Origin of the sequence: Streptomyces sp. NBC_00989 (assembly GCF_045162655.1) — a bacterium.
Lineage (GTDB): Bacteria > Actinomycetota > Actinomycetes > Streptomycetales > Streptomycetaceae > Streptomyces.
Genome location: NZ_CP108728.1, coordinates 10,791,056 through 10,807,970 on the forward strand (window position 1 = coordinate 10,791,056; position 16,915 = coordinate 10,807,970).

15 protein-coding genes are annotated in these 16,915 nt (G+C 71.6%); 7 read left to right on the top strand and 8 right to left on the bottom strand.

Going from position 1 to position 16,915, the window contains the following annotated elements:
- The first annotated feature begins 13 nt into the window (after positions 1-13).
- A complete protein-coding gene (locus tag OG714_RS48625) occupies positions 14-1,051 on the top strand; it encodes a LacI family DNA-binding transcriptional regulator (RefSeq protein ID WP_406130901.1) in 1,038 nt (345 codons plus the stop codon).
- Between the two features lie 17 nt (positions 1,052-1,068).
- Here the strand turns inward: OG714_RS48625 and OG714_RS48630 are convergent, their stop codons facing one another.
- The 3 genes from OG714_RS48630 to OG714_RS48640 form a co-directional block, all read right to left on the bottom strand.
- The gene (locus OG714_RS48630; RefSeq protein ID WP_406130902.1) at positions 1,069-2,304 is read right to left on the bottom strand and encodes a DUF4032 domain-containing protein; all 1,236 of its coding nucleotides are present in this window, start codon (positions 2,302-2,304) and stop codon (positions 1,069-1,071) included.
- A 9-nt stretch (positions 2,305-2,313) separates the two neighbouring features.
- Positions 2,314-3,063: an MBL fold metallo-hydrolase gene (locus tag OG714_RS48635; protein ID WP_406130903.1), complete on the bottom strand. Its 750-nt coding sequence runs from the start codon at positions 3,061-3,063 to the stop codon at positions 2,314-2,316.
- Between the two features lie 141 nt (positions 3,064-3,204).
- On the bottom strand, positions 3,205-3,834 hold the full coding sequence (locus tag OG714_RS48640; RefSeq protein WP_406130904.1) for an alpha-ketoglutarate-dependent dioxygenase AlkB: 630 nt from the start codon (positions 3,832-3,834) through the stop codon (positions 3,205-3,207).
- A gap of 130 nt (positions 3,835-3,964) precedes the next feature.
- On the opposite strand from OG714_RS48640, the gene OG714_RS48645 reads away from it, so the two are divergent.
- On the top strand, positions 3,965-4,591 hold the full coding sequence (locus OG714_RS48645) for a TetR/AcrR family transcriptional regulator (protein WP_406130905.1): 627 nt from the start codon (positions 3,965-3,967) through the stop codon (positions 4,589-4,591).
- Positions 4,592-4,637: 46 nt separating this feature from the next.
- Complete coding sequence (locus OG714_RS48650; RefSeq protein ID WP_406132199.1) at positions 4,638-6,311, top strand: FAD-binding dehydrogenase; 1,674 nt, start codon at positions 4,638-4,640, stop codon at positions 6,309-6,311.
- Positions 6,312-6,349: 38 nt separating this feature from the next.
- On the opposite strand, the gene OG714_RS48655 is transcribed toward OG714_RS48650, so the two are convergent.
- From OG714_RS48655 to OG714_RS48670, 4 genes are all read right to left on the bottom strand, one after another.
- Entirely contained in the window at positions 6,350-6,700 is a 351-nt protein-coding gene (locus tag OG714_RS48655) for a DUF488 domain-containing protein (protein ID WP_406130906.1), read from the bottom strand.
- Between the two features lie 170 nt (positions 6,701-6,870).
- A complete protein-coding gene (locus OG714_RS48660) occupies positions 6,871-7,827 on the bottom strand; it encodes a serine protein kinase RIO (protein WP_406130907.1) in 957 nt (318 codons plus the stop codon).
- A 281-nt stretch (positions 7,828-8,108) separates the two neighbouring features.
- On the bottom strand, positions 8,109-9,020 hold the full coding sequence (locus OG714_RS48665) for a hypothetical protein (protein WP_406130908.1): 912 nt from the start codon (positions 9,018-9,020) through the stop codon (positions 8,109-8,111).
- Between the two features lie 5 nt (positions 9,021-9,025).
- On the bottom strand, positions 9,026-9,370 hold the full coding sequence (locus tag OG714_RS48670; RefSeq protein WP_406130909.1) for a hypothetical protein: 345 nt from the start codon (positions 9,368-9,370) through the stop codon (positions 9,026-9,028).
- A gap of 43 nt (positions 9,371-9,413) precedes the next feature.
- On the opposite strand from OG714_RS48670, the gene OG714_RS48675 reads away from it, so the two are divergent.
- From OG714_RS48675 to OG714_RS48685, 3 genes are all read left to right on the top strand, one after another.
- The gene (locus tag OG714_RS48675) at positions 9,414-13,667 is read left to right on the top strand and encodes a CHAT domain-containing tetratricopeptide repeat protein (RefSeq protein WP_406130910.1); all 4,254 of its coding nucleotides are present in this window, start codon (positions 9,414-9,416) and stop codon (positions 13,665-13,667) included.
- Positions 13,668-13,882: 215 nt separating this feature from the next.
- Positions 13,883-14,536, top strand: a complete 654-nt coding sequence (locus tag OG714_RS48680; protein WP_406130911.1) for a CatB-related O-acetyltransferase — start codon at positions 13,883-13,885, stop codon at positions 14,534-14,536.
- 200 nt (positions 14,537-14,736) lie between these two features.
- The gene (locus OG714_RS48685; RefSeq protein WP_406130912.1) at positions 14,737-14,970 is read left to right on the top strand and encodes a hypothetical protein; all 234 of its coding nucleotides are present in this window, start codon (positions 14,737-14,739) and stop codon (positions 14,968-14,970) included.
- Here the strand turns inward: OG714_RS48685 and OG714_RS48690 are convergent.
- On the bottom strand, positions 14,951-15,643 hold the full coding sequence (locus OG714_RS48690) for a TetR/AcrR family transcriptional regulator (protein WP_406130913.1): 693 nt from the start codon (positions 15,641-15,643) through the stop codon (positions 14,951-14,953). The genes OG714_RS48685 and OG714_RS48690 overlap by 20 nt on opposite strands.
- Positions 15,644-15,696: 53 nt before the next feature.
- Here OG714_RS48690 and OG714_RS48695 point away from each other — a divergent pair, with 53 nt between their 5' ends.
- The gene (locus OG714_RS48695) at positions 15,697-16,815 is read left to right on the top strand and encodes an FAD-dependent oxidoreductase (RefSeq protein WP_406130914.1); all 1,119 of its coding nucleotides are present in this window, start codon (positions 15,697-15,699) and stop codon (positions 16,813-16,815) included.
- Positions 16,816-16,915: the final 100 nt, after the last annotated feature.

The following is a 16,915-nucleotide window of genomic DNA, read 5'->3' on the forward strand; positions in this document are numbered from 1 at the left end:
CGGAAGGACAACCGTGCCGACCATCCCCGCGGTCCCCGACGGCAAGAGGCCCACCCTGGCCCATGTCGCGGCCCGGGCGGGCGTCTCCGTCGCGCTGGTCTCCATCGTGATGCGCGGGGCCTACGGCGCGAGCGCCACCACCCGTGAGCGGGTGCTCAAGGCCGCCGAGGAGATCGGCTACCGGCCCGACACCCGGGCCAGGGTGCTGCGCAGCAACCGCTCACGCCTCCTCGGCGTGCAGTTCGGGCTGCGCCATCCCTTCCACACGGACCTGGTGGAGGGCATCTACGCCGCCGCCGAGCCCGCCGGCTACCAGGTCGCCCTCAGCGCGGTCGCGCCCACGCGCGGTGAGCGGCAGGCCGTGGAGGCGCTGCTCGCCGACCGGTGCGAGGCCCTCGTCCTGCTCGGCCCGGAGGTCCAGGCCGCCCGCCTCGCGCACCTCGCGACCCAGGTCCCGGTCGTCTCGGTGGCCCGGCGGCTACGGCCCGCCCCGCCGGCCGTGGACGTCGTCCGCACCGCCGACGACGAGGGTGCCCGCCAGGCCGTGGACCACCTGGTCGCGCTCGGCCACCGGGCCATCGCCCACATCGACGGCGGCCGCGCGCCCGGCGCCGCCGACCGCCGCCGCGGCTACCGCACCGCGATGCACCGGCACGGCCTCGACGGTCATGTCCGTGTGCTGCCCGGCGGGCTCACCGAGGACGACGGCGCGCGGGCCGCCCGCACCCTGCTCGACGAGGTCCCGGCCGCCCGGCCGAGCGCGGTCCTCGCCTTCAACGACCGCTGCGCCACGGGCGTCCTCGACACCTTCCTGCGATCCGGTGTGACCGTCCCCGGCGAGATCTCCGTGGTCGGCTTCGACGACACCAGCCTGTCCCGGCTCGCCCACATCGACCTCACCACCGTCGCCCAGGACGTCCCGCGCCTCGCGGAACTCGCCGTCGGCCGCGCCATCGCCCGCCTGGACGGCGAGGCCGTTCCGGACGGAGAGCAGGTCGTCCCGCCGCACCTCGTCGTCCGGGGCACCACGGCCCCGCCCGCCACGGACTGAGCACGGACTGAGACGGGTCACTCCGGTGTGGTCGGCTCCAGGGTCTCGCGGACCTTCGGCAGGATGTTCTTGAGGTAGTCCTCGACCGCCGTGTCCAGACCGATGTCGTGCTGGGCGTGCTCGGACATGTACCAGCGGTGTTCGAGCAGCTCGTGATAGATCTCGGCCGGGTCCATCGAGCCGCGCAGTTCCAGTGGTACGGCGCGCACGGTCGGCCGGAACACGTCCCGCACCCACCGGTGCGCGAGCACCTCGGGCCGGGCGGCGAGGGGATCGCCCGGGGCGTAGTCGTCCTGGGTGGCCATCCAGGACTCCAGGTCGTTGAGCAGCCGCCGCGCCTGGTTCTCCTCGGCGTCGAGACCGGTCAGGCGCAGCAGTTGACGCTGGTGGTGACCGGCGTCGACGACCTTCGGCACGAACGTCACCGTGTCGCCGTTCGAGGAGTGCTCGATCTGCATCTCGGCGACGTCGAAGCCGAGTTCGTTCAGGCGCCGGATCCGGCGTTCGATGAAGTGGTACTTGCCCGCCGGGTACACCGAGACGCGGGTCAGCTCCTCCCACAGACCCTGATAGCGGGCGCAGATCTCCATGCCGAACTCGATCGGGTCGACGGAGGGGTGCAGCGCCCCGGACGCCTCCAGGTCGAGCAGCTCCCCGCTGATGTTCACGCGGGCGAGGTCGAGGTCGTAGTCCCGCTGGCCGTTGCTCAGCGTCGGGTGCAGATCGCCGGTCTCCGCGTCGACCAGATAGGCCGCGTAGGCGCCCGCGTCCCGCCGGAACAGCGTGTTGGACAGCGAGCAGTCGCCCCACGCGAACCCGGCCAGGTGCAGCCGGACCAGCAGCACCGCGAGCGCGTCCATCAGCCGGTGCATGGTGGCGGGCCGCAGTGTCGTCTCGAACATCGAGCGGTACGGCATCGAGCCGCCCAGGTGCCGGGTGATCAGCACCGGTTCCAGCGGCTCGCCGGCGGCGTCGGTACGTCCGGTGACCACCGCGAGGGGGTCGACCGCCGGGATGCCGAGCCGGTCCAGGTCGCGCAGCAGCTCGTACTCGCGCAGCGCGGGCCGTTCCGCCAGCTCCTTGACGGCTATGACCTCGCTGCCGGCACGGGCGTAGCGCACGACGTGGCGGGAGATGCCGCGCGGCAGCGGCACGAGGTACTCCTCGGGCCACTCCTCCAGGGGAACGTCCCAGGGCAGTTCCAGCAGGAGGACCGGATGCTCCGGGTTGGTCGCGTTGATCTGCAGTGCCATGGGGTGACCTTAGATCGCGTGTTCGCGGGCGCGCTGTGCCGCCTCACGGACCGGACCGGTGTGCACGGAGCCGTGGCCGGGCAGCAGGGTCTCGGCGTCCAGCGCTTCGAGGACGTCCAGCGAGGCCACGGCACGCTCGCGCTCGTGATGGAACATGTCGGGCAGCAGCTGCGGGCCCTTGATCCGCGAGGTGGCATGGCCGCTGACCAGGGCGTCCCCGGAGATCACGATCCCGCTGTCCGGGAGATGGAAGACGCAGTGCCCGCTCGTGTGGCCGGGGGTGTGCACGGGGACGGGCCGGCCGGGCAGGTCGAGCGGGCCGCCCGCCGCCGGGAACGCCTCGGGGGTGGCGACGGGATGCTGCTCGGTGCCGCCGACGCGGATCGTGTGCACCATCCACGGGAGCACTCCGGGACGCCAGATGTTCTTCAGTACGTCCCCGACGGTCACCTGTTGCAGGAACTCCCGGCGGGCGTGCGGCACTTCGGCCTCGTGCAGGTACACCGGTGTGCCGTAGGTGTCGCGCAGGTACTCCGCCGAACCGAGGTGGTCGTTGTGGGCGTGGGTGATCAGCACCGCCGTGACGGCCTTCGGTGAACTCCCCACCTGCTCAAGGGAGTCGAGCACCAGCTGACGGTCCCCGGGGTACCCGGTGTCCACCAGCGTGACCGCGTCGCCGTCCGTGAGGATCACCCAGTTGGTGTTGCTTCCGTGCACCAGGTAGGTGCCGTCGGCGACTTGGCGTACATCTGCCCGCATGATCGTCCCTCGTGAGGTGGTGCCCCGTACGGGAACAGCCAACCAGACGCGTGTGACCTCGGCTCGCGCGGGGGAAGCCGCCTCCGGCGCCGTCCGCCGGGGGCAGCCCCCGCGTGCGTCCGAAGCGGCCGCCTCTCCGCCTCAGCGCACGCCGTGCGGGCGGAACTGCACGCTGATGCGTGGTCCCGCGGCCCGGGTGGTCTTGGGGACGCAGTGCTCCCAGGTCCGCTGACAGGAGCCGCCCATGACGATCAGGTCGCCGTGCCCGAGCGGGCGCCGCACCGACTCGCCGCCGCGCACGGGACGCAGCAGCAGATCGCGGGGCGCGCCCACGGAGAGGATCGCCACCATCGTGTCCTCACGGGCGCCCCGCCCGATCCGGTCGCCGTGCCAGGCGACACTGTCCCGGCCGTCGCGGTAGTAGCAGAGCCCGGACGTGGTGAAGGGCTCGCCCAACTCCCTTGCGTAGTAAGCCGAGAGCGCGTCCCGGGCCTCGGTCAGCACCGGGTGGGGGAGCGCGTCGTCCGCGTCGTAGTAGGCGAGCAGTCGCGGTACGGCGACGACCTGGTCGTACATCTGACGGCGCTCGGCGCGCCACGGCACCTCGGCGGCCAGCTCCTGGAACAGGGCGTCGGCGCCGCCGAGCCACCCGGGCAGCACGTCGATCCAGGCGCCGAGCCCCAGTGTTGTACGGCGGATCCCGTGGAGGGGGCCGAGGCGGAGCTGGTCGGTCTGGTCGAAGAGGGAGCCCTGGAGGTGGTGCGCGGTCATGGAACCAGCGTACTCCTGATTCGAATATCTGTTCCCATCCAGGGGTGGCTCTCTTTGAATCCAGCCCCTTTAGATACATCTGCGTATCGGATACATTCACGTATCGAACCGAGGACACGGAGGTCCGGGCATGGTGGCGGAGGCGACGGCCAAGCGTGTGACCAGGCGCCGGGTCCGTACGCGCGCCAATCTGCTGGACGCCGCGTTCGCCGTCTTCGCGGCGAAGGGGTTCGGGCGGGTCTCCATCGAGGAGGTCTGCGAGGCCGCCGGCTACAGCCGGGGCGCCTTCTACTCGAACTTCGGCAGTCTGGACGAGCTGTTCTTCGCGCTCTACCGGGACCGGGCCGAGCTGATCGCCGACCAGGTGGCCGGCGCGTTCGCGCTCGACGGACCCGACCTCGACGTGCCGGCCGCCGTGGACCGGGTCACCGACGTGCTGCTCCTCGACCTGGACTGGCTGCTGGTCAAGACGGACTTCCTGGTGCACGCGGCCCGGGACCCGGCCGTCGCCCAGACCCTCCTCGACCACCGGGCACGGCTGCGCGGCGCGATCGCCGACCGGCTCACCCGGGCGCGCGGACACACCCAACTGCCCGCCGTACTGGGCGACATCGACGGTGCAGCCCGCGCCGTGATCGCCGCGTACGACGGAGTCACCACCCAACTGCTGCTCGACAAGGACGCCGAGCGGGCGCGCTCCTGGCTCAAGCAGTTGCTCACCGCGCTGCTGACCGACGGCAGCGACACCCCTGCATGACAACCCACTTGTGAATGACCACCCACTTGAGAAGGGCAACGTCGCCATGGATGCGGACGTCATCGTCGTCGGAGCCGGTCTGGCCGGTCTGGTCGCGGCCCATGAACTGACCAGCCGGGGACGCCGGGTCGCGCTCGTCGACCAGGAGAACGCCAACAACCTTGGCGGGCAGGCCTTCTGGTCCTTCGGCGGACTGTTCCTCGTCGACTCGCCGGAACAGCGCCGCCTCGGCATCAAGGACTCCTTCGACCTGGCCTGGAACGACTGGCAGGGCAGCGCCGGCTTCGACCGCGTCGACGACGAGGACTCGTGGGCGGTGCGCTGGGCGCGCGCCTACGTCGAGTTCGCGGCCGGCGAGAAGCGGACCTGGCTGGACGGGCACGGCATCAAACTGCTGCCCACGGTCGGCTGGGCGGAACGCGGCGACCTGCGCGCCCACGGACACGGCAACTCCGTCCCGCGCTTCCACGTCACCTGGGGCACCGGCACCGGAGTCGTCGAACCCTTCGTGAACTACGCCAGGCAGGCCGCCCGCGACGGACTGCTCACCTTCTACTACCGCCACCAGGTCGACGAGTTGGTGGTGGAGGAGGGCGAGGCCCGCGGCGTCCGCGGCACGGTCCTCGCCGAGGACAACGCGGCCCGCGGTGTGTCCTCCAGCCGCGAGGCGATCGGCGAGTTCGAACTCACCGCGCAGGCCGTCGTCGTCACCACCGGGGGCATCGGCGCCAACCACGACATCGTCCGCCAGTACTGGCCCGAGCGCCTCGGCACCCCGCCCGCCGAGATGATCACCGGCGTACCGGCCTACGTCGACGGCCGGATGCTCGACATCAGCGCCGAGGCGGGCGTGCGACTGGTCAACCGCGACCGCATGTGGCACTACACCGAGGGCCTGCAGAACTGGAACCCGGTCTGGCCCGGCCACGGCATCCGCATCCTGCCCGGCCCGTCGTCCCTCTGGTTCGACGCCCTCGGCCGCCGCCTGCCCGACCCGTGCCTGCCGGGCTACGACACCCTCAGCACCCTCAAGTACCTGCGCACCACCGAGGACTTGGCGGACCACGACCACTCCTGGTTCATCCTCACCCGGAAGATCATCGAGAAGGAGTTCGCGCTGTCGGGCTCCGAGCAGAACCCCGACATCACCGCCAAGGACAAGAAGGCGGTCCTGCGCGACCGGCTGCTCGGCAAGGGCGCCCCGGGCCCGGTGGACGCCTTCCTGCGCAAGGGCGCGGACTTCGTGACCGCCGGGAACCTGGAGCAACTGGTCGAGAAGATGAACCAGTTGACCGACAAACCGCTCCTGGACGCGGCCGTGGTGCGCCGTCAGATCGAGGCCCGCGACCTCCAGATGGCCAACCCGTACAGCAAGGACTCCCAGATCCAGGGCATCCGCAACGCCCGCCGCTACATCGGCGACCGCCTGGGCCGCGTCGCCACGCCACACCGCATCCTCGACCCGGCGGCAGGACCCCTGATCGGCGTCAAGCTGCACGTCCTGACCCGCAAGACCCTCGGCGGCATCCAGACCGACCTCGACTCACGGGCGCTGGCCGCCGACGGGAAGCCGATCGGTGGACTGTACGCGGCGGGCGAGGTCGCGGGGTTCGGCGGCGGGGGAGTGCACGGCTACAACGCCCTCGAAGGCACGTTCCTCGGTGGCTGCCTCTTCTCGGGACGCGCGGCGGGCCGCGCTGCGGCGAAGCAGACGGCCTGACCGAGCGGTACTTCTCACGGGCGCTGCGGCCCGTCTCCTCACCCCTTCAGGAGGCGGGCCAGCACCGAGGCGTGACTCTGCTCCGGTGACCTGACCGCCGTCACCAGCGTCACCGGTCCCATACGGACCAAGTTCCGCAAGGTGTGCAGGAGTTGAGCCGCCTCGGGTTCGGCGAGCTCGGCCTCGTAACGGCTGCTGAACTCGTCGAAGGAACCCTCACCCGCGTGGTACCAGCGGCGCAGTTCGGTCGACGGGGTGAGTCCCTTGGGCCACTCGTCGACCCGGGCCGCCTCCTTGGACAGGCCGCGCGGCCACAGCCGGTCGACCATGACACGCACGCCGTCCTCCGGCTCGGGCGGTTCGTAGACACGGCGCACACGAACGGTCACGGGCGGGGCTCCCTCGGCTTGGGTCGGTGCGGTGAGCCTACGTCCGGGTGCGGAGTGCGGCCCGTCCGCCGCTGGATCGTCGGGCGGAACCGCCATGTCGACGACCGGCGCCCATGCGCCGTCGTCGACATGACGGTCGTTGCCCTGTGCGGCGGCACCGGCCGCCCGGTTCAGAAGGCGTGCGCCATCAGTTCCGCGAACAGCGCGTGCTCGTCGACGTCGAGGCCCCGCGAGCGGAACCAGCCGCAGATGTTGGCGCAGTCGCGCTCGAGGAAGCTCATCCCGTTGAGGTTGCCGACCAGGTCGACGATCTGTGGCAGGTCGATGACGACCAGCCGCTCGCCCGCCGCCAGGATGTTGTACGCCGAGAGGTCGCCGTGCACGAGGCCGTTCTGCACCATCGTCGCGAGCGCGTCGGTGAGCTGCTGAAAGTACGACGCCAGCAGCTCGGGGGAGGGCCGGGTCTGGGCGAGCCGGGGCGCGGTCTGGACGGTGCCGTCCTCGTCGACGACGGTGATCCACTCCATCAGGATCTCCGTGCCGTCGATCTGGACCGGGTAGGGCACCGGCAGCCCGAGGTCCCAGAGCCGCACCAGCGCGGCCCATTCGGACACCGCCCACTCACCGGCCGCGACCTGTCGGCCGAAGGTGCTCTTCCGTTTGAGGGCCCGCTCGTCGCGCGAGCGCTTCATCGAGCGGCCCTCGGTGTAGGACGCGGCGCGGTGGAAGCTCCGGTGCTCGGAGGAGCGGTACCGCTTGGCCGCCATGACCACCCCGGCGTCGGGGTCGAGCGGGTCGGCGCGCTCGACGAGGTGGACGTCGGCCTCCTTGCCGGTCTTGAGGACGCCGAGCTCGGTGTCGATCGCGCCCTGCGAGGTCACCACCCAGTCCGGGAGCGGCTCGGGGCCGCGGCTGAGGGGTTCGACGCTGAGCCAGGTCGACCAGCGCTGGCCGTCGGCGAGGTCGTCGTCGTAGGCATGGAAGTCGAACACGAAACGGTCGTCGATGTCGCCCGGTACCGCGTCGCCCGGCGGCGGGACGCTGCGGTAGGGCTCGGTGATGAAGTCGTCAGGAAATGACGGGAGTCGAGAGTGCTGATGGTGTTGCGGAAGGTCGTCGCGAGACATCGCTGGGGGTGCTCCATGAGGTGAGAGGGAAGCGGTCGGCGGGCAGGCCGATGACAGTCGTGTTCACGGTCGCGCCTCCTCTCGTGGAGCACCGGGCAGCTCCCGGTTGCCCGCCCATGGTGAGGGGCGGGTACGGGGAGCGGCAACCGAATTAACTCGGCCCGCGTCGAGCGGCCTCAGCGGTGCCGCGGATTTCCGGCGTGACCCTCTGTCCAAGGCCTCCGACACGCTCCACACGAGTCCGGACCGGAAAGCCTGGCCTAGGGCCTGACGGAGTCCTGCTAGCGGCCCTTGCGCACGAGGTCGGTGATGCGCTCACCCTCGCCGATCCTGAGCGGGCCGGTCCCCTCCGCGGGGTCGCCGACGCCCAGCGCGACCGCCAGCGTCCGGCCGTGCAGGTCGAGGGTGGCCTCGGTGAGGGTGGTGAAATCGGCTACGGCGGAGCGGGCGCGGGCCCACCCGGTCAGGCCGATGCCCGCGGCGATCAGCACGGCCGGCCACCACACCACGGTGAGCAGGAGGTAGGGCAAGGCCCAGGTTCCGGTGGCGACCGCGGCGGCGAACGCCGAGTGCGCGGCGGTGAGTTCGGTACGCACGGGGTCGGGGAGGACCAGCCAGAGCCGGGACCAGCCGTAGGTCAGGTCGAGCCCGTAGCGGTGGTACGCGATCGACTCCACGGCGTGGATCCGGTCGCCCATCCAGGTGGGCCTGCCCGGTTCCGCCATGGCCAGCCGGGTGACACGGTCGGCGACGACGTCGATCCGGTCCTGCTGCTCGCGGGTGCGTGTGCCCGGGCTCGCGGCTTCGAGCGCCCGGCGTTTCTCCAGGAGGAGGTGCCACCGCGCACGCCGACGCGCCGTCCGCGCCGCCGCGACCGCGGCGAACGGGCGGGGCCACTGCCCCAGCCAGACGCGCCGGGTGACTCCGGCCAGCGCCTGCACGACGAAGCCCACACCGGAGGCGGCCGCCAGTACGGCCACGACGAGCAGTGCCTGCGCCCCGCTCGGCAGGTCCCTGACCGTGTCGGCGGTGTGCTCGACCCGTCGGGTCGACAACGCGACGTTCCACGCGTCGGCATGGCCGAGGGTGACGGACAGCCACACCGCGGCGAGGAAGAACGCACCGGGCAGTACGAGCAGACTGAGCCACCGGTCGGCGAGCGTCTTGGCCAACTGCTGGAAGAAACCGCCCACTTGGACTACCCCCGTTCCAGGGGCCGACCCATGACGGCGCAGCGCGGGATCGCGCCCGCCGGGGGCGGTACCGCCGCTCGGTCGCAGGCGCCGTCCGGGCAGCGGAAGGTCTCCTGACGGGCTTTGCCCGGCCCGGCTCCCGGCAGTCCTGACGCGAGGGTGCGCAGGGTCGTCTCACGGTCGGTGTGCAGCAACTGGCCCAGCAGGGCGAGCACCGGACGCCGGGCCCGCGCCTCGGCCACGATCCGTTCCAGCAGCTCCTGACGTTCCGTGGAGTGGAGCCCGGTCTCGCCGATCAGCGCCTCGAACTCCTGGCACAGCGTGGTCAGTGCCGATCGTTCGGCGTCCACCAGGGCTCCTCCTTCCGTCAGTCGGCCGATAGTCTCATGGGCGATGTCCTCCTACCACCAGCCCGATCCGGAGCTGCTGAACCAGCAGGCGGTCGACCTGTTGAACCGGGCCACCAGGGCCGGTGACACGGCACAACTGGGCGCCTGCGTCGCGTTGTTCCAGGGCATCGTCGATCTGACACCGCACCACCATCCACGCCGCGCCACCCGCCTGTACAACCTCGCCGAAACCCATCGGGCCCTGTACGCGCTGACGGGACAGGAGGACGACGCCGCCCGGTCGATCGGCATCGGGCACCAGGCCGTCACCGCCCTCCACTACGGCGACCCCAACTCCGCGCTGATCCTGGGCAACCTCAGCTGCACCCATCTCCTGCGGTTCCAACGGGTCGGGCACCCGGACGACTTGGACGGGGTCGTCGAGTTCGGGGAACGGGCCGTTGGCGTGCCCGGCGCCAACCCGAACATCGCGTTCCACCTGACGACCCTCGGCACGGGCTACTTGCTGCGCTTCCAGAGAACGGGACATCTCTCGGACCTGGACCGTTCCATCGACCGTGATGAGCGGGTGATGGCTGTCGCCCCCGCCGATTCGCCTCACCGGACGACAGCCTTGTCCGATCTCGCCGCGGGCTACCTGCTGCGCTTCGAGCGGACCGGGCACCTCTCGGACCTGGACCGTTCCATCGACGGCGGTGAGCGGTTGATCGTTGTCGCCCCCGCCGGTTTTCCCCACCGGCCGACAACCTTGTCCAATCTCGCCACGGGCTACCTGCTGCGCTTCCAGAGAACCGGGCGCACCTCGGATCTGGACCGTTCCATCGACAGGGGCGAGCAGGTCATGGCCGTCGCCTCCGCCGATTTCCCGCACCGGCCGACCACCCTGACCAACCTCGGCAGCAGCTACCTGCTGCGGTTCGAGCAGACAGGGCACCTCTCGGACCTGGACCGGTCCATCGGCAACGGTGAGCGGGCGCTGGCTGCCACTCCCGCCGACTCCCCGTACCGGCCGACGATCCTGACCAACCTCGCCATGGGCCACCTGCGGCGGTTCCAGGGAACCGGGCACGTCTCGGATCTGGACCGTTCCATTGACTTCGGTGAGCGGGCGATGGCTGTCACCGCCGTCGACTCCCCGCACCGGGCGACCACCCTGACCAACCTCGCCACCTCCTACTGGGCGCGGTTCGGACGGGCGGGCCGTCCGGCGGACGTGGACCGCGCCATCGGCTTCGGCGAACAGGTCGTCGCCGACCCGGGCAACCCGCACCGGGCGACTGCTTTGTCCAACCTCGCCGCCGCCTACGCCGACCGCTTCGAGCGGACGGGGAGCCTCGCCGACCTGGACCGGGCGATCGGCCACTACGAACAGGCGGTGGCCGCCGCCTCGGACAACGCTCCCGACGGTGCCACCTACGTGTCCAACCTCGGCATGGCGTACCACGCGCGGTTCGAACGGCTGGGGGAGCAGGCCGACTTGGACCGGGCGATCGGCCACCTCGATCGTGCCGCCGCCGCGGCGCCCCGGGGGCACCGCGAGTTCGCGACGATCCTGTCCAACCTCGGCATCGTGTACCGGGCGCGGTTCGACCGGCGGGGGGACGTGGCCGACCTGGACCGGTCCGTCGTACATCACGAACAGGCCGTGGCCGCCACGCCCGACGACCACCCGGATCTTGCCCACCGTCTGTCGAACCTGGGCACGGCGTGCGGCGCGCGGTCCGACCGGAAGGGGGATCCCGCCGATCTGCACCGGGCTGTCGAGAGTCTGGAGCGCGCCGTCGCCGCCACACCGCCCGATCACCCCTTCCGGGCGATGGCCCTGTCCAACCTGGCGGCGACCGTGCGCGGGCGGTTCGACCGGCTGGGGGACGTGGCCGACCTGGACCGTGCCATCGCGTTTCACGAAGAGGCCGTGGCCGCCACGCCCGACGACCACCCGAACCTGGCGATGCGCCTGTCCAACCTCAGCGTCGCCCACTGGTCCCGGCTCACCCGTACCGGAGACGTGTCCGACCTGGACGCGGCCATCGACGCCGCGAGACGCGCGGTGGCCGCCACGCCGGACGACCACCCGGACCGTGCGATGCGCCTGAACAACCTCGGCAACGCCCTCAAGCAACGGTTCGAGCACAGCGGCAGCCTTCACGACCTGGAGCGTGCCGTCGCGCATCACGAACAGGCCGTGGCCGCCACGCCCGACGACCATCCGAGCCGGGCCACATGGCTGTCCAACCTTGGAACGGTCTACCAGGCGCGGTTCCTCCGGAGAGGCGGCGCCGACGGCGACAAAGCCATCGACCGCACGCTCCAGGCGCTCGCGGCCACACCCGCCGACCACCCCGACCGACTGCTGCGCCTCTACAACCTCGGGCGGTCCTATCAGGCGCGGTACGAGCGCTCGGGTGATCCGGCCGACCTGGACCGCGCGGTCGACCTGGCGCGGGAGACAGCCGACGCCGTCCCCGCGGGTGATCCGGGACGCGCGCAGCATCTGTTCAACCTCGGCAACACCCACCGGCTGCGGTTCCAGCGGACCGGCGACCCGTCCGACCTCGACCGTGCTGTCGACGCCGCGGAACGGACCGTCGTGGCCACTCCCACCGACCATCCTCGGCGGGCCTCACGCATCTACCTCCTCGCGATCTGTCACACCAGGAGGTGGGACACCGGCAGCACCGTCGACCGGCCGCGGATCGCCCGGCTCGCGGAGGAGGCGCTCGCGGCCACGACGTCGCCCCCGTTGGACCGGCTCCGCGCCTGCTGGGCGGTCGGCCGCCTCGCCTACGTACTGGACGAACCGCACACCGCCCGGCTGCTGTTGGACACGGCGGTGGAGTTGCTGCCGTTGGTCGCGGCACGGGAGACCTCGTCGTCCGACCACGAGTACCGCCTCGGCGCGAACAGCGGACTGGTCGGCGAGACGATCGCCGTACACTGCGCCCTCGACGATCCGGGCGGCGCGGTCCAGGCCGCCGAGCTGGGCCGGTCGATCCTGCTGACGTCCCGGCTGGCGCTGCGGACACCCCTCGGCGATCTCGAAGCCGAGCACCCGGTACTGGCCGGCCGGCTGAGCCGGGTCCGCGATGCCCTCAACGCGCCGGATCCCCCGGCCATGGCCACGCCCGACGGCCAGGACGTCGACCACGTCGACCGGCGGAAACGGCTGTGGGCCGAGCACGACGCCGTACTGGCCGAGATCCGCAGCCTGCCGGGCCTGGACCGGTTCCTGCTCCCGCTGAGGTGGACCCGGCTGCGGCCGACCGCCACCGGTGAGGCGGTCGTCCTGCTCAACGCCGGCCGGCAGCGGTGCGACGCCATCGTCGTCACCGCCGAAGGGCCCCTGCTGCCGGTGCCGCTGCCCGACCTACGGCTGTCCGACGTCGAGGCGTGGGCCGCAGAGCTGATGGACGTCACGCACGACGCCGGTTCGTTCACCGGCGAACTGCGCTGTCAACGCGTGCTGACGAAGCTGCTCGGCCGACTGTGGGACACGACGGTCGAACCGGTCCTCGACGCGATCGACGACCGGCTCCGCCCGGCCGACGGAGTACTGCCCCGCGTGTGGTGGATGCCGACCGGGCCGCTCGCGCTGCTGCCGCTGCACGCGGCCGGACATCCCGGTGGCGCCGGGGCGCTCGACCGGGTGATCTCGTCGTACACGCCCACCCTGCGCACCCTGGCCCGTGCCCAGGGACGCCCGGCCGCGACGGCCCTGCGTCGGCTCACCGTCACCCTCGACCGGACCCCGGGTCTGCCGGACTTGCCGGCCACCGCCGCCGAGGCGGCGATCCTGCACGCCGCCCATCCCGACATGCCGCTGCTCACCAACGAGCGGGCAACGGCCGGTCAGGTGACCGGGGCGCTCCCCAGGGCGAGTTGGGCCCACTTCGCCTGCCACGCGGGCACCGACCCCGACGCGCCGTCCGAGGGCGGGCTGCACCTCCACGACGGTGTGCTCTCCATCGCCGAGATCGGTCGCCTCGACCTCCACGAGGCCGAACTGGCATACCTGTCCGCGTGCTCCACCGGACACGTCGGCAGGCGGCACGCGGACGAGTCCATCCACCTCGCCTCCGCGTTCCAACTGGCCGGCTTCCGCCACGTCGTAGCGAGCCTCTGGCCACTGGCCGACCACGTCGCGGCCGCCGCGGCCGACCACTTCTACCGGCTGATGCCGGACACGGCGTCCGCCGACGACGCGGCGACAGTGCTCCACCGCGTCATACGGCAGCTGCGCACCGAGCACTCCGGCCGACCCCACCTGTGGGCGTCCCTGATCCACAGCGGGCCGTAACCCGAACCGACCCCGAACTCGGCGTCCGCTACGGGGGATTCACCACAGCGCCGGTGAACACCGGGCCGTACGGCGGCTCGTGGGCGACCGGCACATCGCCTGGGCCCTGCCCGTCGACGAGCCCCCCCGACGACACCGTGCCGGCACTGCGCCAGGCGCTCACCCGCTGGTGCGACGCCTGACGTCCCACCACCTCCGAAAGGAAGCGATCACAGATGCCGCCCGTTCCCGCCGACCCGACCCTGCTGCACCCGATGCCGGACCAGCCTCGGGTCGTACTCCTCAAGCCACTGGTGACCTCACCGCTCATCGAGGTCGCGGAGTTCACCTACTACGACGATCCCGACGACCCGACGGCCTTCGAGACCCGCAACGTCCTCTACCACTACGGGCCCGAGAAGCTCGTCATCGGGAAGTTCTGCGCGCTGGGCGAGGGCGTGCGGTTCATCATGAACGGCGCCAACCACCGGATGGACGGCCCCTCGACGTTCCCCTTCCCGATCATGGGCGGTTCCTGGGCCGACCACTTCGACCTCATCACCGGTCTGCCCGGACGGGGCGACACCACGGTGGGCAACGACGTCTGGTTCGGCTACCGGACCATGGTGATGCCCGGCGTCCGCATCGGCCACGGAGCGATCATCGCCTCCGGCTCCGTCGTCGTCGACGACGTCCCCGACTACGGCATCGTCGGCGGCAACCCCGCGCGGCTGCTGCGCCGCCGCTACGACGACGCCGACATCGAGCGCCTCCTCGAACTGGCCTGGTGGGACTGGCCCTTGCCACACCTCACCGAACATCTGCGCACGGTCATGTCCGGCAGCGTCGACGACCTGGAGGCCGTAGCGCCTGATCCCTCCCCGCACTGAGGATCGAGCTGTCCGCATGCCCCGCTCGTCCCCCCCGGCACCTCGCTCATCCACCTCGACGCTGAGGCGCCGCTCGACGGCGACCTGGATCCACTGCGCGGCATCATCGGAGACGCCCGCGTCGTCGCGATCGGCGAACACCCGCATTTCATCGACGAGTTCGCGCTTCTGGGCCGCCGTATCCTGCGGTTCCTCGTCGAATGCTGCTGCCGGCGTTGGCTCCGGTCGCCGACTACCTGCGCCGCGTCGACCCCGAGACCGCGCCGATGGTCGAGAGGGCGATGCGGATCGGCGCATCGTTCGCCGGGGGCTCCGCAGCCGTGACCGCTTCCGCCCAGGCACTCCTGCCCACCGCCGAACAGGACGCCCCCGTCCCCGTCCCCGCCCTCGCTCACCCTCGGCGAGAACTGAGCGTCATGTCGGCGGCCGGGTGAGTTTGGCGGCGACGGCGTCGAGGACCCAGTCCAGGCCGGTCGCGAAGGATGTCTCGGCGTTCACGTCCGTGCCGTCGTGGACGGCCCTGGCCAGCGCCGGGAAGCGGCCCGTGGCCAACATCCTTGTCACGTGCGGGCCGTGGGCGCGCTGCCAGTCGCGCTTGGACAGGCCCGTGGCGCGCTCGGCCCGGAGGTTCGCGATCTCGCGCCTGATCGCGCCGGTGGAGTAGGCACTGACGGTCTCCACGGCACGCATGACGGTGTCGATGTCGGCGAGGCCGTCGAGGGCGGCCAGCGTGGCCTCGGTCACGGCGAGGCCGTTCGGGCCCAGGGTCGGGCGGCCGCCGAGGAGGTCGGCCAGCCACTCGTGACGGAGAACGGCCTGCCTGGTGCGGTGGGCGAGGACGCGCAGCGCCTCCCGCCAGCCACCGGCCTGTTCCTCGGGGAGGATCTCGGCCTGGACCTCGTCCACCATGAGGTCGAACAGCTCCTCCTTGGTGGCGATGTAGCTGTACAGCCGCATCGGGCCGGCGTTCAGCCGGGCCGCGACCTTGCGCAACGACACCGCCTCCAGCCCGCCTTCGTCGGCCAGCGCGACGGCAGCGGCGACGATCCGCTCCCGGTCGAGCGGAACGGGGCGATTCGGCGGCTCCGGCCGGTCCCACACAGTCATGATCACACCGTACCGTTGCGAGGCGGCGTATTGAACCAATACAGTGTATCGACATGAGACATCGCATCGCTGTGGTCGGGGGCGGCCCGGCCGGCCTCACCTTCGCCCGTGTCCTGCACCGCCATGGCCACTCCGTCGCCGTCCTCGAACGCGATCCCGGCCCCGAGGCCCGCCCTCCAGGGGGCACGCTGGACCTGCACGAAGGGCTGGGCCAGCGCGCGCTGGACAAGGCGGGGCTGCTGGCGGAGTTCGGGGCGCTGTCCCGTCCCGAGGGGCAGGCCATGCGCATCCTGGACACGGACGGGACCGTCCTGCGCGACTGGCGACCCCGTCCCGATGAGCGGGCCAATCCCGAGATCGACCGTGGGCAACTCCGTGACCTGCTGCTCGGGCCTCTCGACGTGCGGTGGGGTCGGGGAGTGACGCAGGTGGTGCCGGGGACCCGGGACGGCGCACTGGTCCACTTCGCGGACGGGCGGCAGGAGACGTTCGACCTCGTGATCGGCGCGGACGGAGCCTGGTCCCGGGTCCGCCCGGCGGTCTCGTCGGCGACGCCCCACTACACCGGCGTCACCTCGGTCGAGACCTCCCTCGACGACGTCGACACCCGCCACCCCGATCTCGCCCGGTTGATCGGCGACGGTTCCGTGGCCGTGTACGGCGTGAACCGCTCCCTCGTCGCCCAGCGCAACAGCGGCGGCCACGTCAAGGTGTACGCCAAGTTCCGCGCGCCGCTGGACTGGCACACGAACCGGGATCCCGCCGACGACGAGGCCGTGCGATCGCGCCTGCTGGCCCTGTTCGACGGCTGGGCCGCTCCCGTCCTCGACCTCCTCCGCCACGGCACCGCGTTCGTCCACCGCCCCCTCTACGTCCTGCCCGTGTCCCACACCTGGACCCACGTCCCCGGGGTGACGCTGCTGGGCGACGCCGCCCATCTGATGCCCCCGTTGGGGGCGGGCGCGAACCTCGCAATGCTGGAGGGCGCCGAACTCGCCGAGTCCATCGCCTCCGGCCCCGAAGATCTGGACGAGGCGGTCCGTGCCTTCGAGGTGGAGATGTGGGCACGGGCCGGCAAGTGGGCGCAGATCACGACGGCCGGTCTGGAACGCCTCGTGAGCACGGACCCCGCCGAAGCCCTCGCCCTCTTCGACCAGGTGCAGCCGTCCTGACCGCCGAGCGCGAGCGCACCACCGGCACGAACAGCTCGCGATGCGGTCCGGCGACACGGTTGGAGGCGAAGTGGCGGGCGCCTGCGGGCGATCGCGCCGG